This window comes from Rehaibacterium terrae (assembly GCF_014202935.1).
Classification (GTDB): Bacteria; Pseudomonadota; Gammaproteobacteria; order Xanthomonadales; family Xanthomonadaceae; genus Rehaibacterium; species Rehaibacterium terrae.
The window spans coordinates 14,472-39,052 of record NZ_JACHHX010000020.1; the positions used below are offsets into that span (position 1 = coordinate 14,472).

The following is a 24,581-nucleotide window of genomic DNA, read 5'->3' on the forward strand; positions in this document are numbered from 1 at the left end:
GCTGAGAAATTAGCGTTTTATTGCAGCCAGGCGAAATGCACCGGCCACTGGTAGCGGCTCATGCCGTAGCCGCGCATCAGTGCGCGTGAGAGCAGCATGTCCTGGGTGCCGATCAGGATCATGTCCTCTTCGGGGTACTCGGCCCAGGTGGCGTTTTTCACATCCTCCGAACCACCCATGAGCAGGTGCACCGACACGCGACCCTGTCCCGGTTCGCCCAGTATCCCGAGGCGCTGGAGCCAGTCCCGGGCATTGCGTTCGGCCTGCTCGACCAGCACACGCATCGGCAGGCACCAGATGAGGCGGCGCGGGGTATCCGAATCCGGGGCGCTCCCGCGCCCGCCCTGCCGCCATCCCCGCTTCCACAGCCAGGCCAGGGTGACGCCCGCGGTCTTGCCCATGCCGGTGGGCACTTCGGGCAGGTCGGGCCAAGGCTCCTGTGCAAGCCGGCGCTGATAGCCATAGGGTTCGTAGTCCGAATCCGCCGATTTGCCGAAGGCGGTTCGAAAGAAGTCGTCGAAGTTCATCGGTGCGGTGCCCATGCTTTAGCCGGCAAGCCCGGGTTTCGACGGGGCCGGGGAGCGGACGGTCGGCATGAAGGCCAAGGGCTGCAGGACAGCGGAGCCCTGCGATGGCCGGATGCGATGGTGGCGGCCAAGTCGGGTAGCTTTCCGGCTTCGTCACGGAGCGAAGAAGACTGGCCTGGGCTGCGGCTCGTGGCGTATCCATACGCTTTCCCCCTGTGGCTGGACGATAGCAAGGACGTCGGGACGTGTCGCGTCATACCGGAGTGCAGTCTCACGGGACGAGACAGCACCGGGGATCTGACGCCGGCCGGCAGTGGGGCGACAGATCCAGCAAAGGTAGAGGCCCATGCAGGCCTGCCCTGTACACACGGGTATCGACCCCGGGTGTTGGTCTGGCGGTCGTCGATGACGAGCCGCAGCGGTCCGTGGCCATGTTAGATTCGCTCCACGGGCCGGGGCCGCCGCCCCCGGTGTAGCGGCCAGGCCGCAATCCTCCCACCGGCTGGGCCAACACCCCAAAGCCCGCAGGGAGCGCCGCAGGGCGTGTTGGCGGGCCTGCAGGCAAAGGCACTCATCAGCGGCCCCACACCCGCAGCCCCTGCCGCGATGGCGGCTGCGGGCGACCGCCCCGGAAGAAGTCGAAGCCGGACCAGTGTCCGTCCGTGGACACCTTGGCGATCAGCCTCGGCGCCACGCCAGGTTGCCCTCGACCCGCATCGCCTTCACGTCGTGGCGTTCCGCAGCCCTGCCCACGCGCTTTGCCCCCCGCCACCCAAACCGCGAAAATGGCCGCTTCGTCCGCCTTCCCTCAGCGAGCCCGTCATGTCCGATACGCCGAAGATCTTCTACACCCTCACCGACGAGGCGCCGTTCCTCGCCACCGCGTCGCTGCTGCCGATCGTGCAGGCGTTCGCGGGGGCGGCCGGGGTGACGGTGGAGACGCGCGACATTTCGCTGGCCGGGCGGATCCTGGCGCAGTTTCCGGAGCGGCTGGGCGACAGGGCGGTGGCCGACGATCTGGCCGAGCTGGGCGCGCTGGCCAAGACGCCGGCGGCCAACATCATCAAGCTGCCGAACATCAGTGCCTCGGTGCCGCAGTTGAAGGCGGCGATCCGTGAGCTGCAGGACCAGGGCTATCCGCTGCCGGACTATCCGGACGAGCCGCGCGACGAGGCCGAGCGCGAGGTCAAGGCGCGCTACGACCGGGTCAAGGGCAGTGCGGTCAATCCGGTGCTGCGTGAGGGCAATTCCGACCGCCGCGCGCCGAAGTCGGTGAAGGAGTACGCGCGCAAGCATCCGCATCGTCTGGCGCCGTGGTCGTCCGGGTCCCGGGCGCACGTGGCGCACATGGCGGAGGGCGATTTCTATGGCAGCGAGCGGTCGGCGACGCTGACGCAGGATGGCACGCTGCGCATCGAACTGGTCGCCGGCGACGGCACCATCACCGTGCTGAAGGACAAGCTGGCGGTGCAGGCCGGCGAGGTGGTGGATGCGGCGGCGCTGAGCACGCGCAAGCTGGCGGACTTCGTCGATGCGCAGATCGAGGACGCCAGGGCGCAGGACGTGCTGTTCTCGCTGCACCTGAAGGCGACGATGATGAAGGTGTCCGACCCGATCCTGTTCGGGGTCGTGGTGCGCCGCTTCTACCGCGACACGCTGGGCAAGCATGCCGCGGCGCTGGCACAGGTCGGCTTCGATCCGAACAACGGCATCGGCGATCTGTACGCGCGGCTGCCGCAGCTGGATGCGGCCACCCGCGAGGCGATCCTGGCCGACATCGCGGCCGAGTACGCGCGGCGCCCGGCGCTGGCGATGGTCAACTCCGACAAAGGCATCACCAACCTGCACGTGCCCTCGGACGTGATCGTGGATGCCTCGATGCCGGCGATGATTCGCGACGGCGGACGGATGTGGAACGCGAAGGGCGAGCTGCAGGACGCCAAGGCGGTGATTCCGGACCGCTGCTACGCCGGCATCTACCAGGCGGTGATCGATGACTGCAAGGCGAACGGCGCTTACGATCCGGCGACCATGGGTTCGGTGCCCAACGTGGGCCTGATGGCGCAGAAGGCCGAGGAGTACGGCTCGCACGACAAGACCTTCCAGGTTCCTGTTGCCGGCACCGTGCGGGTGGTGGACCAGGACGGCCGGGTCGTCTTCGAGCATGCGGTCGAGGCCGGCGACCTCTGGCGCATGTGCCAGACCAAGGACGCGGCGATCCGCGACTGGGTCAAGCTGGCCGTCACCCGCGCCCGGCTGAGCGACACGCCGGCGGTGTTCTGGCTGGACCCGCAGCGCGCGCACGACGCGCAGCTGATCGCCAAGGTCGAGCGGTATCTCGAGGAGCACGACACCGCCGGGCTGGACCTGCGCATCCTGCCGCCGGTGGAGGCGATGCGTTTCTCGCTGGCGCGGATCCGCCAGGGCCTGGACACGATCTCGGTCACCGGCAACGTGCTGCGCGACTACCTCACCGACCTGTTCCCGATCCTGGAGCTGGGCACCAGCGCCAAGATGCTGTCGATCGTGCCGCTGATGGCCGGCGGCGGGCTGTTCGAGACCGGCGCCGGCGGCTCGGCGCCCAAGCACGTGCAGCAGTTCCTGGAAGAGAACTACCTGCGCTGGGATTCGCTGGGCGAGTTCCTGGCGCTGGCCGCCTCGCTGGAGCACCTGGCCGAGCGCCACGGCGATGCCCGCATCCGGGTGCTGGCGCGGACCCTGGACCAGGCCAACGGCCGCATCCTCGACGAGAACCGCGCGCCGGCGCGCAAGGTCGGCGGGCTGGACAACCGCGGCAGCCACTTCTACCTGGCGCTGTACTGGGCGCAGGCGCTGGCGGCGCAGGACGAGGACACCGGGCTGAAGGCGGCCTTCGCGCCACTGGCCGCCACGCTCGCCGCCAACGAGGCCAGGATCGTCGCCGAGCTGGCCGCCGTGCAGGGCCGGCCGGTGGACATCGGCGGCTACTACCGGCCGGACCGGGACAAGCTGGCGCGGGCGATGCGCCCCAGCGCCACCTTCAACGCGGCGCTGGCGACGCTGGCGGGCTGACCGCCCGCGCCGGCGGCGGCGTGCGCGGGCCTGGCACGACACGCACCCACGAGGCGCCGCGGCGCCCCGTGGCCGTGCTGCGGGCATGGGCGTGGGCTCAGTGGCGCAGGCAGGCCGCCGCCGCCGCCTCCAGCATCGCCTGCAGGGCGCGGCCGTCGACATCGTCCGGCGGCAGCCGGTTGGCGAGCGCGGCATAGGCCAGGCCGTCGCGGCGCCGGAACAGCAGGGCGAGGGTGCCGGGCATGGCGCCGAGGTGGCCGTGGCCGGTGCGGGTGACTTCCCAGCCCAGGCCGTAGTGCGACGGGCGGCCCTGCGGGTCGTCGGGCGCCGAGGCGCGCAGCATGCGGCGCACGGTCGCCGGACGCAGCGGCGCGGCGGCTTCGGTCTCGCCGTGCAGGTAGGCCAGCACGCGCAGCAGTTCGCCCGGGGTGGCAATCCAGCCGCCGTGCGCCTCCAGCCGCGCCGGGCGCACGAAGCGGTAGCTGGCCGGCGCATCGGCGTACTGCACCTCGTCGGGCTGCCGCCCGGCCTCGCCGTCGCGGCCCACGGACATGGCCGCGGCACCGGCGGGGCGCAGCAGGCGCTCGCGCACGAAATCCTCGTACGCCTGCCCGCTGCGCGCCTCGACGATGCGGCCGAGCAGGAAGTAGCCGAAGTTGGCGTAGCGGAAGCGCGCGCCGGGGCGGTCGACCAGCGGCCAGCGGCGCAGCACCCAGTCCACCAGTTCGGCCGGGTCGTCGCCGGGGTAGGCGAACATCGGGTCGGCGTCCCAGCCGCCGAAGCCGGCGCTGTGTTCGAGCAGGTGACGTACCGTCACCCGCGCCAGGCGCGGGTTGTTGGGCGGGATCGGATGACGCGCGCCGAGCACGCCGCGGTGGCCGAACACGCGCTCGTCCAGGGCCAGGGCGCCGTCCTCGACCAGCCGCAGCACCGCCAGCGCGGTCAGCGGCTTGCTGACGCTGGCGATGCGCAGGCGATGTTGCGGGGTCAGCGGCGTGTCGCCGGCCAGGTCGGCGTGGCCGTGGGCGCTGGCATGCCGCAGGTGGCCGTCGCGCGCGATCGCCAGCGACAGCGCCGGGATCGCGTGCTGGCGACGGTAGGCCTCGGCGTGGGCGGCGATGCAGTCCTGGGATGGCGTCGCGCCGGCGCCGGCGGCCAGCAGCAGGGCGAAGGTGAAGCCGGCAGCCATGTTGCGAGCATAGCCGCTCGGGCCGCGTGAACCGGCGTTTACGCGACGCTGTGCTAGGCTCCGGAGCCCTGGACTACGCCATCTCGGGAGGGCCGACCCATGATCCGCAAGATGCTGCCTATCGCGCTCGTTCTCGCCTTGGCGGCCTGCTCGCAGCAGTCGGCCCCGCCCGCCACGGAGTCCGCGCCGGCGGCCGCGCCGGACGAACCGGCCGCCGCGCCGTCGGCGCTGGATGCCGCCATCGCCGGCGCCTGGCGCACGCCCGAGTTCGTCGCCCGCGATGTCTACCGCAATCCCAAGGCGACGCTGGAGTTCTTCGGCGTGCGGCCGGACATGACCGTGGTCGAGATCTGGCCCGGCGGCGCCGGCTGGTACGCCGAGATCCTGGCGCCGCTGCTGCGCGACCAGGGCCGCTACATCGGCGCGGTGAGCGACCCGGCCAAGGCCGCCAGCGAGCGCGCCCGCGACTACGCCGCCGAGCAGAACGCGCGGCTGCGTGCCAAGTTCGAGGCCCAGCCGGAGGTCTACGGGCAGGCCACGCTGGTCGAGGTCGATCCGGCCGCGCCGGTGTTCGGCGAGCCCGGCTCGGCCGATGCGGTGCTGACCTTCCGCAACGTCCACAACTGGATGATGGGCGGCCATGCGCAGCCGATGTTCGACGGCTTCTTCGCCGTGCTCCGGCCGGGCGGCGTGCTCGGCGTGGTCGAGCACCGTGCCGACCAGGACGTGCCCGAGGGCGACCGCAGCGGCTATGTCAGCGAGAACCAGGTGATCGCCTTCGCCACCGCCGCCGGCTTCGTGCTGGAGGAGCGCAGCGAGATCAACGCCAACCCGCGCGACAGCAAGGACCACCCCAACGGGGTCTGGACGCTGCCGCCGACCCTGCGCGTGCCGGAGGGGCAGGACGCGCAGAAGTACCTGGACATCGGCGAATCCGACCGCATGACGCTGCGCTTCCGCAAGCCGGCAGAGCAGTAACCGCACCCGTCCGCCAGCGCGAGCGCCCCCTTCCGGGGGCGTTCGCATTGGTATGCCCGCCACGACGCCATGCTGATCGCCTTCAACAAGCCCTACGGCGTGCTCTGCCAGTTCACCGACCGCGGCACGCCGCCGCGGCCGACGCTGGGGGCTTTCGGACTGCCTGCCGACGTCTACCCCGCCGGCCGCCTCGACCACGATTCGGAGGGCCTGCTGCTGCTCACCGACGACGGCGCGCTGCAGGCGCGGATCAGCTCGCCGCGCTTCAAATGGCCCAAGACCTACCTGGTGCAGGTGGAAGGCGCGCCGGGCGCGGATCAGCTCGCCGCGCTGCGCCGCGGCGTGAGGCTCAACGACGGACCGACCCGGCCGGCGCAGGCACGCCTCGCCGCCGCGCCGGACTGGCTGTGGCCGCGCGATCCGCCGGTGCGCCATCGCAAGACCGTGCCCGACGCCTGGCTGGAGCTGACCCTCACCGAAGGCCGCAACCGTCAGGTGCGGCGGATGACCGCCGCGGTCGGCCTGCCGACGCTGCGGCTGATCCGCACCGCCATCGGCCCGCACCGGCTCGACGGGCTGGCGCCCGGGCAGTGGCGCGAGCTGGCGATGTAGCGGTGGCCTTGCAGGAACGACGTAGTCGTCTGCCGAAGGCAGACGGCTTCAGCCGCGACCTCCGGAAACCAGGCGTGAGTGGAGCGGCGTGATGAGTGAGAGAAGAGCGGCGCTTCGATGCGCCGACGCTTTCCCTCGTTTCTCACTCCTCCTTCACTCACTGCTTCGCACTCCGGGTCGCGGCTGGAGCCGCCTGCGAATCCCGCATCCCCAATCCCGCCCCTTCAGGGCCGGTGTTCGCGCGCCAGGTACTCGGCGCTCTGCATCTCGATCAGGCGGCTGGCGGTGCGCTCGAATTCGTGCCGCAGGCGTTGGCCCTGGTACAGCGCGGTCGGCGCGGCGGCGGCGGAGACGATCAGGTTGACGTGGCGGTCGTAGAACTCGTCGACCAGGTGCACGAAGCGCCGTGCCGGGTCGTCGTTGTCGCAGTCGAACCGCGGCACGCCGGACACCAGCACGGTGTGGAAGTCGCGCGCCAGCTCGATGTAGTCGGCCACCGCGCGCGGCCCCTCGCAGAGGGTGGCGAAGTCGAACCAGGCCAGGCCCTCGGCCAAGGCGCGGGCCGGCAGCTCGCGGCCGTGGAGGCGCAGCGGGCCGGCCTCGGCCGGCACATCCGCGGTGAGCCGCTGCCAGATCGCCGCCAGCTGCGCCTCGGCCGCCTCGCCCAGCGGCTGGTGATAGACCGCGGCCCGGGTGAGCTGGCGCAGGCGGTAGTCGGTGGGGCTTTCCAGCTTGAGCACCTGACAGTGGCGCTCGAGCAGGCGGATCGCCGGGAGGAAGCGGGCGCGCTGCAGGCCGTCGCGGTACAGCTCGGCCGGCATGGTGTTGGAGGTGGTGACCAGGGTGACGCCGCGCGCGAACAGCGCTTCGAGCAGGCGGCCGAGGATCATCGCGTCGCCGATGTCGCCGACGAAGAACTCGTCCAGCACCAGCAGCCGCATGTCGGCGGCCAGCGCGGCGGCGACATCGTCCAGCGGGTCGGCGCGGTCGGGCAGTGCGCGCAGGCGGGCGTGCACCTCGCCCATGAAGCGGTGGAAGTGCCAGCGCTGCTTGGCGGCGAGCGGCAGGTGGTCGAACAGCAGGTCGACCAGGAAGGTCTTGCCGCGCCCCACTCCACCCCACAGGTACAGGCCGGTGACCGGCGCCGGCGGCGCCGCGAGGCGGGCACGCAGCCGCGCCAGCAGGCCGGTCGGGGTCGCGGCCAGCAGCTCGCGGTGGATGCGGTCGAGTGCGTCCAGCGCCGGCTGTTGCGCCGGATCGGCCTGCCAGCGGCCGGCGGCGACGCCCTCGGCATGGATCGCCGAGGGCAGTCCGGGGCCGGGATGGAAAGGGGCGGCGCCCGCGGCCATCACTTCGCGGGTGGCAGGTGCTTGCGGACGGCGTGCTTGATCGCCCCGCGCAGGTCCATCAGGCGGCGGTGGAAGAAGTGTCCGGTCTCGGGCATGCGCACCAGGGTCGGCTTTTCCGGCAGCGACTCGATCCAGTCGTAGACGTCCTGCGGATCGACCACGTCGTCGTCCTCGCCCTGCACCACCAGCCAGGGGCAGTCCGGCGGCAGCACGGCGGCGAAGTCCCAGCGCCCGGCCGGCGGGGCGATCGAGATCATCTGCTTCACCGGCAGATGGCGGGCGGCCAGCAGGCTGATGTAGGCGCCGAAGCTGAAGCCGGCCAGCCACAGGTCATGGTCGGGCAGCACCTTGCGTACCCATTCGGCCACGGCCAGCAGGTCGAGGGTCTCGCCGCGGCCATTGTCGAACTCGCCTTCGGACTCGCCGACACCGCGGAAGTTGAAGCGCACCGTCTTGGCGCCGAGTTCGCGCAGGGCGCGTTCGGTGATGGTCACCACCTTGTTGTGCATGGTGCCGCCCTCGGTGGGCAGCGGGTGGCAGATGATCGCCACTGCGGGCCGGGCACAAGCCGGCTCGGGCAGGTCCACGGCGACTTCGAGCCGGCCGGCCGGGCCGGGCAGGAAGAACGTGGTCGGCTCGCTCGGGAACTGGCTCGGGGCGGAATCCGGGCTGGCGCTCATGGGCGGGACGGTCGGGGTGACGGCCGGGCAGTGTAACCGAGCAGCGCCGGCGCACGCGCGCGGCGGGCGACCCGCCCGGTGGCCCCCGGGCTTGCCGCGATCATGGGGCCGGAGGCTTTTCCCGGCTCCCGGCCCTCAGGGGTCCAGTCCGATCAGCACGGGGTCGTGGTCGGACGAGGCCCAGGGCCCGTCGCAGCCGAGCGCCGGGCAGCGGGGATACCCGAAGCCTTCGTGCTCGTCGGCGTTGATATGCCACTTGGCGGCGCCGTGCAGGCGCGGCGCCAGCGCCGGGCTGAGCAGGGCGTGGTCGAGCCGGCCGGCCTGGCCGGCGAAGACGTAGCTGTAGCTCGGCCCGTTGGCGAAGGCGTCGACCCAGCCCAGATCACGCAGGGTGCGCAGCGGGTCTTCCTGTGAATAGCTGTTGAGGTCGCCGAGGATGACCGCACGATCGCTGCCTGTTTGCGTCGGATCGCTGGCGATCCAGGCATGCAGCGCTTTCGCGGCCCGGGTTCGCAGGGCATTCCAGCAGGCCTGGCCGTCGCCCTGGTCGGCATTCGGGTCCGGCCCCGGCGGGCAGCCGCCCTTGGACTTGAAGTGGTTGGCGACCACCACGATGGGGGCGGCGTCGCCCTGACGGAACGCCGCCGCCAGCGGCGGTCGGTTGCCGCGATCGAACGGGGCGGCGGTGAGGCCGGCGACCCGGCCGACCGGCGTCACCCGGCCCTCGCGGTAGATCAGGGCGACTCGGATCGCGTCGCCGCCGGCGAACTCGCCCGAGGCGATGTAACGCCAGTCGTGCGCCGGGCCGGCGGCGTTGAGGGCATCGACGAACTGCGCCAGCGCCGAATCGGGGCCATCGCCGTCGTTTTCGACTTCGCTGAGCGCGGCCAGGTCGGGGTCCAGCCCCTGCACGGCGGCGACCAGTTTGGCCACCTGGCGGGCGTGCTCCTCGGGGGTGGCGGCACCGCGCGCGGTCGGGAAGCCGCCGCCGCGACCGTCGCCGTTGAACAGGTTCTCCAGGTTGAAGGCGGCGATGCGCAGGGCGCCGGCGACCCGTGGCGCATCCGGGCGCGGCGCCTGCTCGATGTCGAGCGAGGCGGTCAGCTGCAGGCGGTAGCGGCCGAAGCGGTGGTCGAGCACGCCGGTGGCGCCACGGACGAGGCTGCCGGCGCGCAGCGGCGCTTCGGGCGAGAGCGGCTGCGGCAGGTAAGGCAGGCTGTCCGGGTAGTGCAGGGTGCGGCCGTCGTCGAGCAGCAGGCGGCGGCGGGCGTTGTCGGCGGCGATGCGTGCGGCCTCCGAACCGGGCGGCGCCAGCTCGGTCGGCGTCCACAGGCGGCCGTCGAAGGCGACCTCCAGCTCGCCGTAGCGCAGCAGGGTGTAGTTGCCGGTCACCGTGAGCGGCGCCTGGATGCGGATCAGTACGCCCTCGTGAGGCTCCCAGTCGGCGGGCGGGGTATCCAGCACCCGCGGTGCCGGCGGCTCGCCGTGGCCCAGGATTTCCACCCGCGGCTGGATCAGCGCGGTGACGGTGGCCTCGCCCTGGCCCAGTTCGGCGACCGTGCCGCGCACCCGCACCCGGTCGCCCGGCCGCGGCACCGGCTGCACGCCTTCCGGCCAGGCGACGAACAGTCCGGCCTCGTCCGACTGCAGGAAGAAGCCGCCCAGGCCGGCGCCGAACTCGGCATTGACCACCCCCTCGACCGATACCGTCTGCCCGGCCAGTGGGCTGCGCGGGCCCTCACCCTGGACCGCGGACAGGGGGGTGACCTGCGGCTGGCAGGCGGTCAGCAGGGCCAGGCACAGCGTGGCGGCGAGCGGCAGCGGGCGGCGGCGGATCATGGGCGGATTCCTGGCGGCGGATGCGGCAACGCCGCCCGAAGGCGGCGTTGCGGGGGCTTCGGCGTGGCCGGGCTTACTGCAGGTGGTCGACCATCCAGCGCACCGAGGCTTCGACCTGCTCGTCGGTCAGCGCCGGATTGCCACCGCGCGCCGGCATCAGGCCGGCCGAGCCCTGGAAGCCCTCGATGGCATGCCGGATCAGGGTGTCCATGCCCTGGGCGAGGCGCGCGTTCCAGGCCGCGCGCTCGAGCTTCGGCGCGCCGCCGGCGCCGCTGCCGTGGCAGGCCGCGCAGGCGTTGGTGTAGATCAGCTCGCCGTCGGTGCTGCCACCGAAGGCGACCTGCGAGGCGGCCGCGGCGCGCGCGGCTTCGGCGGCGGCGGCCATCGCCGCGGCGCCGGTCTCGCCGGCGTAGACCGCGCCGGCCGGGCGGATGCGCTCCAGCGTGCGCTGCTCGGCCACCGGGCTGGCCTCGCGCGGCGCGGACCCGTGCAGCCGGCTGGCGACGTAGATCAGCGCGATGGTCACCAGCACCAGGAAGGCGATGGCCATCGAGAAATGCTTCAGGAACGTGAGGTCGTGATTACGCACGGTCGTACCTTGCGCGGCGCGCGGGCCGGGAGGGGAACAAAGATCGGCAAGTATAGCGGGCGCGGCCGGGCCGAGGAAGGCGAGCGGCCCCGGCGGGCGCCGCCTGGCGGAAGAAAATGATGAAAACCGGCCCGATCTAGGAATTTGTCCAATAGGCGGCGGCCGGGGCAATGGCTAGGCTGTTCCACGACGCCGCTGAGGGAGCGTGGACCCGGCAGGGCGTCGGCAGGACCGGGGCCCCCGCCCCCTCGCGCCACGGATGGCGCCTTCTCTCTCACCCAAGGGCCTCGCTCGCGAGGCCCTTGGGCTGTCTGGGGCGAGCGGCCCCTCGGTGGGCGCCGGGCGCGGGCTTTTCGGGCCGGAGGCGGAGGCGGTCGATGCGGCGGGGCAATGCCCTATTCCACCAAACCGTGCCAGCGGGCGATCCGGTACAGGTCCACCTCGCTCCTGGCCTCCAGCTTCTGCATCACGCTGGCGCGGTGCACGTAGACGGTCTTGAGAACGATGCCCAGCGCCTCGGCGATCTCGTGCGGCCCCTCGCCGCGTGCCAGCCGCACGAACACCTCGTGCTCGCGCGCGGTCAGTGTCGGCAGCTGCCGGGTCGCCGACATGTCCAGGCGGTTCTCCAGCGCACGGCTGACATAGCGCTCGTGGCGGGCGGCGGCCGACAGCGCCTCCGGCAGCTCCTCGGCCGCGGCGCGCTTGCTGACGAAGCCGCAGGCGCCGCGCAGCAGGGCGTCGCGGGCGAAGGCCGGGGCGTCGTGCATGGTCAGCACCACCACCGGCAGGTTCGCATGGCGCTCGTGCAGGGCATCGAGCACCGACAGGCCGTCGCCGTCGGGCAGCGACAGGTCGAGCACCAGCAACTCGATCCCGGCGAGCGCGTCCGGCGCCAGCACCTCGCGGACGCTGCCGAATTCGCGCACCACGCGGTGACGGCCGTCGGCCTCGATCAGCTGGCGGAAGCCTTCCCGTACGATGGGGTGGTCGTCGCAGATGGCGATGGGGGTGGGAAACATGGCCTTGGTCGGTGAGCGTGCAGGCGTGTGGCGAGAGCATAGCCGCTGGCTCCGGCCCCTGGCCTGGGCGCTGGCCTGGGCGCTGGCCTACATTGCGCTGTGGATGGCGCTGTGGTCGGTGTCGCGCACGCTGTGGTTCCTGCCCGCCGGCCTGCGCCTGGGCGCGCTGTGGGTGACGCCGCAGCGCCACTGGATCTGGCTGGCGCTGGCGGAGTGGACCGGGCTGGGCCTGCTCGGCACGGTGATGGGCTACAACGTCTTCGAGCCCAGCAGCCTCGCCTTGAACGCGCTGCCCTGGATGCTGTACGCGGGCTCGGTGGCCCTGCTGCGCGACGGCAACCCGCCCGGGGTGCCGGGCACGCCGGTGGCGATGGCGCGGCTGCTCGCCGCCGGTCTGCTGGCGGCGGCGCTGGTGTCGCCGGTGCTGGCGCTGTACCTGCCGCCGGGGGAGGGCGGACCGGATCAGGCCCTGGGCGCGTTCGGCTACCTGTTCGGCGACGTCGTCGGCCAGGTCGTGCTGGCACCGCTGATCGTTTTGCTGGCGCGGCGCGGCCTCATGCTGCCCGAGCCCCGCCGCCTGGCCGGCGACCTGCTGCTGGTGCTGATGCCGATGCTGGGGCTGATGGCCTGGCTGATGCTGCGGACCGCGCTCGGCGCCGGCTTCGGCTACCTCATCGCCTTCGCGCCGCTGCTCTATCTGGGCTTCCGCCACGGCTGGATCGGGCCGGCGATCGGCCTGCCGCTGGTCGGGTTGGCGATCGAGGCGGCGATCGTGTTCGATCCGGCGCTGGCCGCCGAGTTGCAGCTGCAGGTCGGGCTGGCGGTGATCGGTGCCGGCGCGCTGATGCTCGGTGCCTCGACCACCGCGCTGCGCGCCAGCCACCGGCTGCTGGCGCAGCGCAATGCCGAGCTTTCCGAGAGCAACCGTTCGCTGCAGACGCTCACCGGCCAGTTGCGCGACATGTCGCAGCGCCTCACCCGCCTGCAGGAGCAGGGCCAGCGCGAGCTGGCCGCCGAGCTGCACGACGAGCTCGGCCAGGCGGTGACCGCGCTGGCGACCCGGATCAGCCTCGGCCTGCGCCAGACCGGCGACCCCGAGCAGCGGGTATTGCTGGAATCGCTGCGCGACCAGGCCGGCGCCGTCCACGACAGCCTGCGCCGGGTGTTGCGCCAGCTGCGGCCGGCCGTGCTCGACGCCTACGGCCTGCAGCGGGCGCTGTCGGAAGGGCCGCCGCGCGAGATGCTGGAGGATGCGGGCGTGGAGTACCGCCCCAGCTTCGCCGGCGAGGTCGATGCGCTGGACGAGGACGCCACCACCGCCATCTACCGGATCTGCCAGGAGGCCGTGACCAACTGCGTCCGGCATGCCCGCGCGCGCGTGCTGACGCTGCGGCTGGAGGTGGTTCGCGAGCCGGATGGCCGTCACCGGCGGGTGCGGCTGGAGATCACCGACGACGGCGTCGGCGCGTCGCGCCGGCCGGTGTCCGGCGGCTACGGGCTCGGCGGCATCCGCAGCCGCGTACTGGCGCTGGATGGCGAGTACGCGTTCACCACCGGCCCGGAGGGCACCCGGCACCGCATCGAGCTGCTGCGCCGGGGCGACTGAGAGCCGGCGCGGTGCCTGCCTGTCCGGTCCGGCGCTGACGAAACTGACCGTTCCGTCGCACAATCCTGCCATTGCGTCCGATCCGATGGAGCCGCCCGGTGGATAGTCCGTGCCCGTCCCGCTGCCGCCGCCCGCACCATGGCCGCGCGCCTGCCCGGAGGCGGGCATGAATGGCCCCGTCCCGCCCGGTACGCGGGTACTGCTGGTCGCCGCCGAGGCGGCCGAGGCGGAACGTCTGCGCGGGCTGCTCGCCTGGCCGGAGGCGAGCGTCGAGATCGCGACCGATCATGCCGAGGGGCTGGCATGGCTGGCCGGCGGCGGTTTCGATCTGTGCGTGCTGGCGGTCCGTGCCGGCGACGACGCGGCGCTGGCATGGCTGGCGCGCGCCGGCGAATGCGCGCCGGCCTGCCGGCGCGTGCTGTACGCATGTGAACCCGATCCGGAGCTGAGCCGGCACGCCCGTTCGCTCGGAGTGGCGGCCTGCCTGGACGCGCAGGCGCATGGGCCGCGCCAGTTCGTCGACGCCCTGCGCGCGCTGCTGGCCGACGAGGGCTTGCCGGGGCCGGTCGCGCCCGACTTGCTGCGGCGCGCGGTCGAGGCCAGCGGCAGCGGCATGGTGATCTGCGATGCCGGGCGGCCCGGGCTGCCGGTGGTCTACGTCAATCCCGCCTTCGAGCGCATCACCGGCTACCCGGCCGCCGAGGTGCTTGGCCGCAACTGCCGTTTCCTGCAGGGCACGGAGCGCCAGCAGCCCGAGCTCGACACCCTGCGCGAGGCGCTGCGCGAGGGTCGCGAATGCGAGATCGTGCTGCGCAACTACCGCCGCGACGGCTCGCTGTTCTGGAACCAGCTGTCGCTGGCGCCGCTGCGCGACGGCGACGGCCGCATCACCCACTGGGTCGGCCTGCAGAACGACCTCACCCAGCGGCGCCAGTACGAGGCCGAGCTGGCCTACGCCGCCAGCCAGGACCCGGTCACCGGCCTGCCCCGTTTCGCCGCCCAGGAGGACTACCTGCGCGAGGCGATGACCGAGGCGTTGGGCCGCGGCAGCCGGGTGGCGCTGTTCTACCTCGACATCGACCGCTTCCATTCGGTCAACGAGACCATGGGCCACAGTGTCGGCGACCAGGCCCTGCGTCTGATCGCCGAGCGCCTGCGCTCGCAGGTCGCCGGTTTCGGCCGGTTGTCGCGGCTGGCCGGCGACGAGTTCATCGTCGTGGTGGCGTACCGGCCGGGCGAGTTCAATCCGCTGGCCTTCGCCGAACAGTTGCGCCGGCGCATGGAGGCGCCGCTGGCGGTGCTGCCGTACAGCCTGTACTTCACCTGCACCATCGGCATCGCCGAATTTCCCGACAACGCGACGACGCCGACCGACCTGCTCAACTGCGCCGAGATCGCGATGGCGCGCGCCAAGCGGCGCGGGCGCAACACCGTGGAGGTGTTCAACAACGAGCACGCCGCCGAGCTGCGCGACCGCATGGCGCTCGGCGGCCGGCTGCGCGATGCGATCATCGGCAACGAGCTGGTGCTGTATTTCCAGCCGCAGGTGAACGCGCAGAACGGCCGGATCGTCGGCCTGGAGGCGCTGGTGCGCTGGCAGACGCCGGATTTGGGCCTGCTGCCGCCGTCGCGCTTCATCCGCGTCGCCGAAGAGCTGGGCCTGGTGGTGCAGCTCGGCCGCTGGGTGCTCGACGCCGCCTGCCGTCAGCTGCGCGCGTGGCTGGACGCCGGCCACGACGACGTCCTGGTGTCGGTCAACATCTCCATGCAGCAGATGCTGCGGCCGACCTTCATCGAGGAGGTGCGCGAGGCGCTGCGCGCCAGCGGGGTGCCGGCGCGGATGCTGGAGATCGAGCTGACCGAGAATGCGATCGGCGAGAGCGAGACGCGGCTGCTGGAGACCGTGACCGAGCTCAAGGCGCTGGGCGTGCAGCTGGCACTGGACGATTTCGGCGTCGGCTATTCCAGCCTCAGCCACCTCAAGCAGTTTCCGATCGACAAGCTCAAGATCGACCGCAGCTTCATCGTCGACGTCTCCACCGAGAGCGACGGCGCGGCGCTGGCGCGCGCAGTCATCGCCCTCGGCCACCAGCTCGGCATGGCGGTGGTAGCGCAGGGCGTGGAAACCGAGGCCCAGCTCGGCTTCCTGCGCCGCAACCACTGCGACCTGTTCCAGGGCTTCCTGTTCGGCGCGCCGGTCGATGCCCGCGATGCCGGGCGCCTGCTGCGCCACCGCTACCTGCTGCCCGGCGCGTTCGCCAGCACCCGCCCCGACCGCACCCTGCTGCTGGTCGACGACGAGGAGAACGTGCTGCGGGCGCTGCTGCGCCTGTTCCGCCGCGACGGCTACCGGGTGCTCACCGCCAGCAGCGTGGACGAGGCCTACGACCTGCTGGCGCGCAACCATGTGCAGGTGATCCTGTCCGACCAGCGCATGCCGCAGGTCAGCGGCACCGAATTCCTCGGCCGGGTCAAGGAGCTGTACCCGGACACGGTGCGCCTGGTGCTGTCCGGCTACACCGACCTGGCCACGGTCACCGACGCCATCAACCGCGGCGCGATCTACCGCTTCCTGACCAAGCCCTGGAACGACGACGAGCTGCGCGAACACATCCGCGAGGCCTTCCGTACCCACGCCGCGGCGCATCGCCCGGAGACATGAGGGCAGCGGTGGCGCGCCGCGCGCGCCGCGGCAAGGACGCGAACCCGCCGCGCGTTTTTCCCGCGCTCCCGCGGGCCGCTCAGCCGCCGGCCGGCGCCTCGCGCGGCTGACGGACCGGCAGCACGATGCGGAAGACGGTGCCCTCGCCGGGCACGCTGCTGACCTCGATCCGCCCGTGGTGCTTGGCGACGATGCCGTAGGTGATCGACAGACCCAGGCCGGTGCCCTGGCCGACCGGCTTGGTGGTGAAGAACGGATCGAAGATGCGCGGCAGCGCCGACTCCGGGATGCCCTTGCCGGTATCGCTGATGCGCACCCAGACCTCGCCATCGGCGTGGCCGGTCTCGATGGTGATGACGCCGCGCTCGACGATCGCCTGGCCGGCGTTGACCAGGATGTTCATGAACACCTGGTTGATCTCCGAGGGCAGGCACTCCACCGGCGGCAGGTCGCCGTAGCGCTTCTCCACCCGCGCCTTGTACTTGATCTCGTTCCAGACGATGTTGAGGGTGGAGTCGAGCGCGCGGTGCAGGTCGGTCTCGGTCCAGGCCTCGCCGCGGCCGGTGTAGGAGAAGTCCTTGAGGTCCTGGACGATCTTGGTCACCCGCTCGATGCCCTCGCGCGACTCGGCCAGCAGGTCGGGCAGGTCCTGGGTGACGAAGTCCAGGTCGAAGCGTGCGCGCAGTTCGTCGATCTCGGCCACCGTCTCCTCCGGCAGGCCGCCGCCGCGCACGGCGCGGTCGTAGACGTCGAGCAGGGTGATCAGGTTGCGCAGGTATTCCTGCAGCGTGCCCAGGTTGGAATGCACGTAGCCGATCGGGTTGTTGATCTCGTGCGCGACGCCGGCGGCGAGCTGGCCGATCGAGGCCAGCTTTTCCGACTGCAGAAGCTGCTCCTGGGTGCCGGCCAGGCGCAGGTAGGCCATCTGCAGCTCGGTATGGCGGCGCTGCAGCTCGCGCTCGCGACGGACCTCGGCGCTGATGTCGCGGATCACCGCGAAGCAGGAACCGTCGCGCTGCGCCGGCGGCAGGTCGCGGCGGCCGTGCAGGGCGATGCGCAGGGTGGTCTCGCCGCCGTCGCCGGTGGCCAGCGAGGTGCTGTATTCCCAGCGGCCCTGCTGGGTGGCTTCATGGATGGCGCCGTCCGGGAGCAGGCGCAGCAGCCACTGCGCCGCGTGGCCCGGGCCGACCTCGCCGGCCGGGGCCAGCCGGTGGCTGAGTTCGTGCGCGGCCGGGTTGGCGTAACGCAGCGTGCCGTCGGCATCGAGCAGCAGCACGGCATCGCCCAGCAGGTCGGCCAGGCCGGCCAGCGACTGCGGTGCGTCGGGCGCCGTGGCGGGAGGGGCGGAAGCGGGCGCGGTCATGCGCTACAGCGTAGCGCAGGCCGGCGTCGGGGCCGAGCTGGAGCCGGCGCAAGCAGGTGCGGCCCGCGCGGTCCTTCGGTCGCGCCCTCGCCCGGGCGGCCGGCAGCGCGCCCGCTTCCGCGGCCGCTCAGACGCTGCCCAGGCTCCGCGCCTGCGGCGTCCGGGCAAGGCGGCCGTGCGGGTCGTATTCGGGCTGGGCCTCGGCGCGGCCGAGCTGGCGCAGCGCCCAGTGCACCGCGCGGCGGCGGCGCGCCAGCAGGACGCCGTTGGCCCGGTTGAGCTCGCTCAGCGCGACGACCCGGTCGTGGTCGGCGACCGGCGGCGGCGCGGCTTCGAGCGCGCGCAGCGCGTCGAGCTTGGCCGCGTTGGCGCGGACCAGGCCGTCGACGTCGTGGTCGAGCAGGGCCCGGCGCTCGGCCTCGAGCGCCTCGGCCAGGTCGTCGAGGCGGCGGTCCGCCGTCGCGCTCATCGCGACAGTTCCCGCTCCAGTGCGGCCAGGCGGCTGGCGATTTCCTGCGGATCGATGCGGTAGCTGCCCGAATCCAGCAAGTGCTTCACCGCGGCGACCTTGGCCAGGTCCATCGCCGGGCCCGTCGACAGGTTCTGCTCGATGGCGCGCAGGCTGGCGGTCTCGCCGGTCAGGCGGACCCGATCGGCGGCCTCGGGCGCGGCGACGGGCTTGCCGCGCTCGCCGCCGGCGCGGTCGATGCGCGGCGGCGTGGAGGAGGCCACCCGCGGCGCGCCGGGGACCGGTCCGTCGATTTTGCTGCTCATGGTGGCTTCCTCTCAGAGGTCTCTGGCCGGGGTATCGGCCGGCGGACGGCGATCTTTAGCAGGATGTGTCCGGCGGGCGTTCATCGCAGCACCTCGACCTCGCCGTTCTCGCGGACGATGCCCTGGACGATGCGGCGCGAGGCCAGGTTCTCCACGCTCAGCCGCTCATCGGCCCCGGCCTCGCCGAGGGCGCGCCCGGCGGCGCGGACTTCCACGGCGCCATGGCGCGAGACCAAGGTTACCGCATCGCCCCGGCGCACGCTGCGCGGCGAGACCAGGTCCTGGGCGGTGAGCGGGCTGCCGGCGCCCAGCGCCCGCCGCGTCACCCGCCCGGCGAGCTGGCCGGGGTCGGTCAGCGCCCCGGCGCCGAGCCGGGCGACGTCGCGCAGCTCCACCGCATACATGTCCTCGCGCAGCGGCTCGCCGGCGGCGACCGGGCGGGTCAGCACCAGCACCGGCCGACTGCGCTGCACCCGCACCGGCACGTACAGCCGCCAGCCGGCGGCGGCGCAGCCGACTTCGACGATGCCGTTGCCGCCGCTCCTGGCCTCCAGCGGCTGCGGGCAGGCGGGCAGGCGCAGGGCGGCGTCGACGGCGGCCTCGGCCTCTACGCCCGGCGCGCCCAGGTCGGGCACGGTCCGCAGCGCGGCATCGCGGATCGAATCCACCGGCTGGAAGCCGCTGGCGGCGACGGCCAGCGGCAGCGAAAGCAGAAGGAGCGGGAGCAGCGGTTTCACGGCGCGTCTTCCGGAATGGGACGCGACAGGCGTGCAAGTGGCGTGCCGGGGAAGCCGGGGCCCGGGACTCGGGACGCGGGACCGGGGACCCGGGAAGAGCGTTGGGATGGCGCGGCAAGGGCGACGCTTTATGCTTTTCCCCGGTCCCCGGTCCCCGGTCCCCGGTCCCCGGTCCCGGCTCAAGTTCCCCCCGCCCCGGCCGATCACCGGGGCATGTCGCAGGACCTGCTCAACCGGATCGACCAGCGCACCCGTCTCGCCGGCCACAACCGGCTGGCGCTGCTGCTGTTCCGGCTCGGCGGCCGCCAGCTTTTTGGCGTCAACGTGTTCAAGGTGCAGGAGGTGCTCAAGCGCCCCGGCCTGTTCCACGTGCCGCATGCGCCGGCGCAGGTGCTGGGTGCGGCCGACGTGCGCGGACGCACCGTGCCGGTGATCGATCTGGGCGCGGCCATCGGCCACCCGGAATCCTCGATCGAACGCGCCGCCTACATGGTGGTGACCGAGTTCAACCGTTCGGTGCAGGGCTTCCTGGTGAGCGCGGTGGAGCGCATCGTCAACATCGCGGTGGAGGACATCCGGCCGCCGCCGGAACTGGCCGGCGAGAGCGCCCATCTGACCGCGGTGACCCGCTACCAGGGCGAGATGATCCAGATCCTGGACGTGGAGAAGGTGCTGGCCGACCTGGTCGAGATGCCGCAGGAGATTTCGCGCCGGCTGAGCGTCCCGCCCGGCCTGCTCGGTGCGCGTGTGCTGGTGGTGGACGACTCGCGGGTGGCGCGCAGCCAGATCCAGCGCGTGCTCGAGCAGCTCGGCCTGACCCCGGTGCTGCTGCCGGACGGCCGGCAGGCGCTGGACCACCTCAAGGGCCTGATCGCCCAGGGCAAGGTGCCCTCCGAGCACTACGTCATGGTCATTTCCGACATCGAGATGCCGGCGATGGACGGCTACACCCTGACGACGGAAATCCGGCGCGACGCCCGCCTGGCGGACCTGTACGTGCTGCTGCACACCTCGCTGTCGGGCATCTTCAACAACGCCATGGTCGAGCGCGTCGGCGCCAACTGCTTCGTCGCCAAGTACAGCCCGGACGACCTCGCCGAGCGTGTCGTGGCGCGGCTGGCCGCGGTCGCCGACCGGCTCGCCGTCTAGCCGGACATCGCGCCGGTCCGGGCCCGTCCGGACCCTGGCACGGGCGGTCTGGCACAGGGTTTGCCTCGTTGACGGCGACAAGCCGTCGACCAGGAGCCCGCCATGTCGGACGCCGCCAAAACCCTGTTCGGAGTGCACGCCGCCGCCCTCGGGCTGCGCGCCGAGCGCCTGAACCTGATCTCGGCCAACCTCGCCAACGCCGACACGCCCGGCTACAAGGCGCAGGACCTGGACTTCGCCAGCGCCCTGCGGGCGGCCACCGGCCAGGGCGGACCCCTCACGCTCAAGGTCACCGCCAAGGCTCATGTCGGCGGCGCGCCGGCGGCGAGCGCGTCGGCGCGCGTGTTCCGCACCCCGAGCCAGCCCAGCCTGGACGGCAACACCGTCGATGCGCAGATGGAGCATGCCGCCTTCGCCCGCGCCGCGCTCGAATACCGCGCCTCGCTGAGTTTCTTCGATTCGCGCGTGCGCTCCCTGCTCACCGCCATCACCGGACAGTGACCATGGCCAACCTGCCCATCTTCGACGTGGCCGGCTCCGCGATGCAGGCGCAGTCGACCCGGCTGAGCACCATCGCCAGCAATCTCGCCAACGCCGAGAGCGTCAGCGGCGACCCGAACGCGGTCTACAAGCCGCGCGAGCCGGTGTTCGCCACCTTCCAGGTCGGCACCGACCCGGCGCTGCTGGGCGTGCAGGTCGCCGGCGTGGTCGAGTCGCAGGCCGCACCGGTCAAGCGCTACGAGCCCGGCCACCCGCAGGCCGACGCCGATGGCTACGTGTACGCGCCGGACATCGACCCGGTGGCGCAGATGGTCAACCTGATCTCCGCCTCGCGCAGCTACCAGGCCAGCGTGGAGATGCTCAACACCGCCAAGGATCTGGCACTGGCCACGCTCAACCTTTCCTCCCGCTGAGGGCTGACCCGCGATGCTCAACGTCAACAGCCACAACCCCTGGGCCGACCTCGGTCTGGCCGCACCGCCGCCGCCACAGGCGGCGAAGAAGGAGCTCGACCAGGCCGCCTTCCTGCGCCTGATGACCGAGCAGCTGAAGAACCAGGACCCGCTCAAGCCGCTCGGCAGCCAGGAGTTCCTCGCCCAGTTGGCGCAGTTCTCCACGGTGCAGGGCATCCACTCGCTCAACAGCACCTTCCAGGGGCTGGCCGCGGCGATGATGGACACCCAGGCGCTCGATGCCGTCTCGCTGGTCGGCCACGACGCGATGGTGGTGGCCGAGCGCTTCGGCTACACCGGCGGCGGCATCGAGGGCGAGATCGGCGCGCCGATGGCCGGCCGCATCACCTACGAGATCAGCAACGCCGCCGGCGAGGTCGTGCACCGCGGCGCGCTCGATGCGAACCGGCCCGGCTATGTCCCGTTCGCCTGGGACGGTCTGGACGCCGAGGGCAAGCCGTTCCCGCCCGGCGAGTACCGGATCGCCGCCCGCGTCAGTGCGGGCGACAGGACCGAGGCCGCCGTGCCCTCGATCAAGGCGCGTGTCGACAGCGTCTCGCTGACCTCGCAGGGCATCGTCCTCAACCTCTCGGGTCTGGGCGCCGCGCCGTTGTCCGCGGTACGCCGGATCGGTTAACCCAAGGAGTCCGTCATGAGCTTCCGCACCGCCCTGAGCGGCATCAACGCCGCCACCGCCGACCTCAACGTCACCTCGCACAACATCGCCAACGTCAACACGCCCGGCTTCAAGGGCTCGCGCACCGATTTCGCCGAGGTGTTCTCGGTGTCGCCGTTCGGCCTGTCGCGCAACGCCACCGGCTCGGGCGTGCGTGTGGCCTCGGTGTCGCAGCAGTTCATCCAGGGCAACATCGAGTTCACCAACAACAACCTCGACCTGGCGATCTCCGGGCAGGGTTTCTTCACCGTGTCGGACAAGGGCATGCTGGCCTATACCCGCGCCGGCAACTTCGCGCCCGACCGCAACGGCTTCGTCATGAACCCGGCCGGCCAGCGCCTGCAGGTGTTCCCGCCGATTCCAGGCACCAACACGTTCGACACCGGCCGCATGGTCGATCTGCGCCTGTCGATCACCGAGAGCGCGCCGACCGCCACCACCAGCGTCGGCATCGGCGCCAACCTGCCGGCCAGGGCCGAGCCGCCGGTGGTCGCGCCGTTCGATCCGGGCGACCCCAAGAGCTACAACCACACCACCTCGCTGACCATCTATGACTCGCTCGGCGTGGCGCACGTGGCGACGATGTACTTCGTCAAGACCGCCAACGCCAACGAATGGGAGATGTACACCAGCATCGACGGCACCGCGGTCGGCGGCGCACAGACCCTTCAGTACTCGGAGACCGGCACCCTGGTCGTGCCGGCCTCCGGCAGCATCACCCTGCCTGCGCACACGCCGGGCACCGGCGCCGCCGACCTCACCCTGACCCTGGAGATCGGCGATTCGACCCAGTACGGCGAGCGCTTCGCGGTCAACGAGCTGCGCCAGAACGGCGCCGCCTCCGGCCGCCTGACCGGCATCGAGGTCTCGGCCGAGGGCGTGGTCACCGCGCGCTACACCAACGGCCAGTCGATCCCGCTCGGTCAGGTCGCGCTGACCAGCTTCACCAATCCGCAGGGCCTGCAGAAGCTCGGCGACAACGCCTGGGGCGAGACCTTCGCCTCCGGCCAGCCGATCCGCGGCAACGCCGGCACGTCCTCGTTCGGCCTGATCGAGTCGGGCGCACTGGAGGGCTCCAACGTCGACCTCACCGAGCAGCTGGTCAACATGATCACCGCGCAGCGCAACTTCCAGGCCAACGCGCAGACCATCAGCGTCAACGACCAGGTCACCCAGACCGTTCTCAACATCCGCTGACCGGGAGCGCCCGAGCCATGGACAAGAGCCTCTACGTCGCCATGAGCGGCGCCAGCGCCAGCCTGCGGGCGCAGGCGACGGTGGCGCACAACCTGGCCAACGCCAACACCGTCGGCTTCAAGGCGGCGCACGTGGCGACCGAGGCCTTCCGCATCCCCGGCGAGGGCCTGCCCTCGCGGGTGGCGGCGGTGCCGGCGCAGGCCGGCTTCGACGCCCGCGCCGGGGCAGTGATGACCACCGGCGGCGCGCTCGACGTGGCGCTGCACGAGAACGTCTGGCTGGCGGTGCAGGACCGCGCCGGCGGTGTGGCCTACACCCGCGCCGGCGAGCTGCGGCTGTCGCCGAACGGCATGCTCACCACCGTGCACGGGCATCCGGTGCTGGGCGAGAACGGCCCGATCACGGTGCCGCCGCACGAGCGGCTCACCATCGGCAACGACGGCACGCTCTCGATCCAGCCGCAGGGACAGGGCGCCGACACCCTGGCGGTGATCGGCCGCATGCAGCTGGTGCGCGCCGAGGCGCCGAACGCGCTGGTGCGTGGCGAGGACGGCCTGATGCGCGCCGCCGGCGAGCCGCTGCCGCCGGCGGCCGGCAGCGCGCTCACCCCGGGCGCGCTGGAGGGCAGCAACGTGGACACCGCCGGGATGCTGGTGCAGATGATCCAGCTGTCCCGGCAGTTCGAGATGCAGGTCAAGCTGCTCAAGGCCGGCGAAGACAACGCCCGCGCCTCCACCAGCCTGATGCGGATGGGCTGACGGCGTCGTGGCACGGCGATTGCAAACCTCCTCCTGAGCGCGGCGGAAACCCGCCGCCCCGTACCAGCCCGGAGCAGAACCGATGAACAAGGCCCTGTGGATCGCACGCACCGGCATGGACGCGCAGCAGACGCGGATGTCGGTGATCTCCAACAACCTGGCCAACGTCAACACCACCGCGTTCAAGCGCGGCCGCGCCAGCTTCGAGGACCTGCTGTACCAGGTCGAACGCCAGCCCGGCGGCGCCAGTTCGCAGCAGACGCAACTGCCGTCCGGCCTGGCCACCGGCACCGGCGTGCGCGTGGTCTCCACCGCCAAGTTCTTCGAGCAGGGCAACCTGCAGCAGACCGGCAACGCACTCGATGTCGCCATCAACGGTCGCGGCTTCTTCGAGATCGTCATGCCCGACGGCAGCCCGGCGTACACGCGCGACGGCAGCTTCCAGATCAATGCCCAGGGCGAGCTGGTCACCAACAACGGCTACCGCGTGCAGCCGGGTATCCAGATCCCCGAGGGCGCGCAGAGCATCTCGATCGGCACCGACGGCGTGGTCACCGTGCAGATGGCCGGCGAGGCGCAGCCGGTGCAGGTCGGCACGCTCACGCTGACCGACTTCCTCAACCCCGCCGGCCTGCAGCCCAGGGGCGAGAACCTGTACATCGAAACCGCCGCCAGCGGCCCGGCGCAGACCGGCACGCCCGGCCTGGCCGGCGTCGGCACGCTCGCCCAAGGCGCGCTGGAAGGCTCCAACGTCAACGTGGTCGAGGAGCTGGTGTCGATGATCGAGACCCAGCGTGCCTACGAGATGAGCGCCAAGGCGATCTCGGCCACCGACCAGATGCTCGCCTACCTCAACAACCAGGTCTGAGGTCC

General features: G+C 72.0%; 23 protein-coding genes and 1 pseudogene. 13 read left to right on the top strand and 11 right to left on the bottom strand.

Annotated elements, in window-relative coordinates; translation table 11 throughout:
• Positions 1–17: 17 nt before the first annotated feature.
• Entirely contained in the window at positions 18–527 is a 510-nt protein-coding gene (locus HNQ58_RS11745; protein WP_221301285.1) for a DEAD/DEAH box helicase, read from the bottom strand.
• An 822-nt stretch (positions 528–1,349) separates the two neighbouring features.
• On the opposite strand from HNQ58_RS11745, the gene HNQ58_RS11750 reads away from it, so the two are divergent.
• Entirely contained in the window at positions 1,350–3,578 is a 2,229-nt protein-coding gene (locus HNQ58_RS11750) for an NADP-dependent isocitrate dehydrogenase (protein ID WP_183949122.1), read from the top strand.
• 97 nt (positions 3,579–3,675) lie between these two features.
• On the opposite strand, the gene HNQ58_RS11755 is transcribed toward HNQ58_RS11750, so the two are convergent.
• A complete protein-coding gene (locus tag HNQ58_RS11755; protein WP_183949123.1) occupies positions 3,676–4,767 on the bottom strand; it encodes a serine hydrolase domain-containing protein in 1,092 nt (363 codons plus the stop codon).
• 99 nt (positions 4,768–4,866) lie between these two features.
• Between HNQ58_RS11755 and HNQ58_RS11760 the strand changes: the two genes are divergently transcribed.
• Positions 4,867–5,745 carry a class I SAM-dependent methyltransferase gene (locus tag HNQ58_RS11760; protein WP_183949124.1) on the top strand — a complete coding sequence of 293 codons (879 nt, stop codon included), beginning with the start codon at positions 4,867–4,869 and terminating at the stop codon, positions 5,743–5,745.
• A 69-nt stretch (positions 5,746–5,814) separates the two neighbouring features.
• Positions 5,815–6,357 carry a pseudouridine synthase gene (locus HNQ58_RS11765; RefSeq protein ID WP_183949125.1) on the top strand — a complete coding sequence of 181 codons (543 nt, stop codon included), beginning with the start codon at positions 5,815–5,817 and terminating at the stop codon, positions 6,355–6,357.
• A gap of 224 nt (positions 6,358–6,581) precedes the next feature.
• Here the strand turns inward: HNQ58_RS11765 and zapE are convergent, their stop codons facing one another.
• The 5 genes from zapE to HNQ58_RS11790 all read right to left on the bottom strand — a co-directional run bounded on the left by zapE (position 6,582) and on the right by HNQ58_RS11790 (position 11,833).
• Positions 6,582–7,706, bottom strand: a complete 1,125-nt coding sequence (zapE, locus tag HNQ58_RS11770; RefSeq protein ID WP_183949126.1) for a cell division protein ZapE — start codon at positions 7,704–7,706, stop codon at positions 6,582–6,584.
• Positions 7,706–8,386: an alpha/beta hydrolase gene (locus HNQ58_RS11775; RefSeq protein ID WP_183949127.1), complete on the bottom strand. Its 681-nt coding sequence runs from the start codon at positions 8,384–8,386 to the stop codon at positions 7,706–7,708. Before HNQ58_RS11775 ends, zapE begins: the two co-directional genes overlap by 1 nt.
• Before the next feature lie 135 nt (positions 8,387–8,521).
• Complete coding sequence (locus tag HNQ58_RS11780) at positions 8,522–10,225, bottom strand: ExeM/NucH family extracellular endonuclease (RefSeq protein WP_183949128.1); 1,704 nt, start codon at positions 10,223–10,225, stop codon at positions 8,522–8,524.
• Between the two features lie 73 nt (positions 10,226–10,298).
• Entirely contained in the window at positions 10,299–10,814 is a 516-nt protein-coding gene (locus HNQ58_RS11785; protein ID WP_183949129.1) for a c-type cytochrome, read from the bottom strand.
• A 395-nt stretch (positions 10,815–11,209) separates the two neighbouring features.
• Positions 11,210–11,833, bottom strand: coding sequence for a response regulator transcription factor (locus tag HNQ58_RS11790; protein ID WP_183949130.1), 624 nt, complete (start codon positions 11,831–11,833; stop codon positions 11,210–11,212).
• Here HNQ58_RS11790 and HNQ58_RS11795 point away from each other — a divergent pair.
• From HNQ58_RS11795 to HNQ58_RS11800, 3 genes and pseudogenes are all read left to right on the top strand, one after another.
• On the top strand, positions 11,832–13,439 hold the full coding sequence (locus HNQ58_RS11795) for a histidine kinase (RefSeq protein ID WP_183949131.1): 1,608 nt from the start codon (positions 11,832–11,834) through the stop codon (positions 13,437–13,439). The two genes, HNQ58_RS11790 and HNQ58_RS11795, sit on opposite strands and share 2 nt — an antisense overlap.
• Positions 13,440–13,605: 166 nt before the next feature.
• Positions 13,606–14,376, top strand: a pseudogene (locus HNQ58_RS13695) (PAS domain-containing protein); the annotation flags it as partial.
• A gap of 9 nt (positions 14,377–14,385) precedes the next feature.
• Positions 14,386–16,101 (top strand): EAL domain-containing protein, encoded by a 1,716-nt coding sequence (locus HNQ58_RS11800; protein ID WP_425504179.1) that lies wholly within the window; start codon positions 14,386–14,388, stop codon positions 16,099–16,101.
• A 79-nt stretch (positions 16,102–16,180) separates the two neighbouring features.
• Here the strand turns inward: HNQ58_RS11800 and HNQ58_RS11805 are convergent, their stop codons facing one another.
• The 4 genes from HNQ58_RS11805 to flgA all read right to left on the bottom strand — a co-directional run bounded on the left by HNQ58_RS11805 (position 16,181) and on the right by flgA (position 18,975).
• Positions 16,181–17,464 (bottom strand): ATP-binding protein, encoded by a 1,284-nt coding sequence (locus HNQ58_RS11805; protein ID WP_183949133.1) that lies wholly within the window; start codon positions 17,462–17,464, stop codon positions 16,181–16,183.
• A 127-nt stretch (positions 17,465–17,591) separates the two neighbouring features.
• Positions 17,592–17,933, bottom strand: coding sequence for a flagellar protein FlgN (locus HNQ58_RS11810; RefSeq protein ID WP_183949134.1), 342 nt, complete (start codon positions 17,931–17,933; stop codon positions 17,592–17,594).
• On the bottom strand, positions 17,930–18,238 hold the full coding sequence (gene flgM, locus HNQ58_RS11815; protein WP_183949135.1) for a flagellar biosynthesis anti-sigma factor FlgM: 309 nt from the start codon (positions 18,236–18,238) through the stop codon (positions 17,930–17,932). The genes HNQ58_RS11810 and flgM overlap by 4 nt, the downstream gene beginning before the upstream one ends.
• Before the next feature lie 80 nt (positions 18,239–18,318).
• Complete coding sequence (gene flgA, locus HNQ58_RS11820; protein ID WP_183949136.1) at positions 18,319–18,975, bottom strand: flagellar basal body P-ring formation chaperone FlgA; 657 nt, start codon at positions 18,973–18,975, stop codon at positions 18,319–18,321.
• 213 nt (positions 18,976–19,188) lie between these two features.
• On the opposite strand from flgA, the gene HNQ58_RS11825 reads away from it, so the two are divergent.
• The 7 genes from HNQ58_RS11825 (at position 19,189) to flgG (ending at position 24,576) form a co-directional block, all read left to right on the top strand.
• Positions 19,189–20,124 (top strand): chemotaxis protein CheV, encoded by a 936-nt coding sequence (locus tag HNQ58_RS11825; protein ID WP_183949137.1) that lies wholly within the window; start codon positions 19,189–19,191, stop codon positions 20,122–20,124.
• A gap of 102 nt (positions 20,125–20,226) precedes the next feature.
• Positions 20,227–20,625 carry a flagellar basal body rod protein FlgB gene (gene flgB, locus HNQ58_RS11830; protein WP_183949138.1) on the top strand — a complete coding sequence of 133 codons (399 nt, stop codon included), beginning with the start codon at positions 20,227–20,229 and terminating at the stop codon, positions 20,623–20,625.
• A gap of 2 nt (positions 20,626–20,627) precedes the next feature.
• Positions 20,628–21,038, top strand: a complete 411-nt coding sequence (gene flgC / locus HNQ58_RS11835; RefSeq protein ID WP_183949139.1) for a flagellar basal body rod protein FlgC — start codon at positions 20,628–20,630, stop codon at positions 21,036–21,038.
• 13 nt (positions 21,039–21,051) lie between these two features.
• Positions 21,052–21,714 carry a flagellar hook assembly protein FlgD gene (locus HNQ58_RS11840; protein ID WP_183949140.1) on the top strand — a complete coding sequence of 221 codons (663 nt, stop codon included), beginning with the start codon at positions 21,052–21,054 and terminating at the stop codon, positions 21,712–21,714.
• A 15-nt stretch (positions 21,715–21,729) separates the two neighbouring features.
• Positions 21,730–22,950, top strand: a complete 1,221-nt coding sequence (gene flgE / locus HNQ58_RS11845) for a flagellar hook protein FlgE (RefSeq protein ID WP_183949141.1) — start codon at positions 21,730–21,732, stop codon at positions 22,948–22,950.
• A 17-nt stretch (positions 22,951–22,967) separates the two neighbouring features.
• Positions 22,968–23,708, top strand: a complete 741-nt coding sequence (locus tag HNQ58_RS11850; protein WP_183949142.1) for a flagellar basal body rod protein FlgF — start codon at positions 22,968–22,970, stop codon at positions 23,706–23,708.
• An 82-nt stretch (positions 23,709–23,790) separates the two neighbouring features.
• Positions 23,791–24,576 carry a flagellar basal-body rod protein FlgG gene (flgG, locus tag HNQ58_RS11855; protein WP_183949143.1) on the top strand — a complete coding sequence of 262 codons (786 nt, stop codon included), beginning with the start codon at positions 23,791–23,793 and terminating at the stop codon, positions 24,574–24,576.
• Positions 24,577–24,581: the final 5 nt, after the last annotated feature.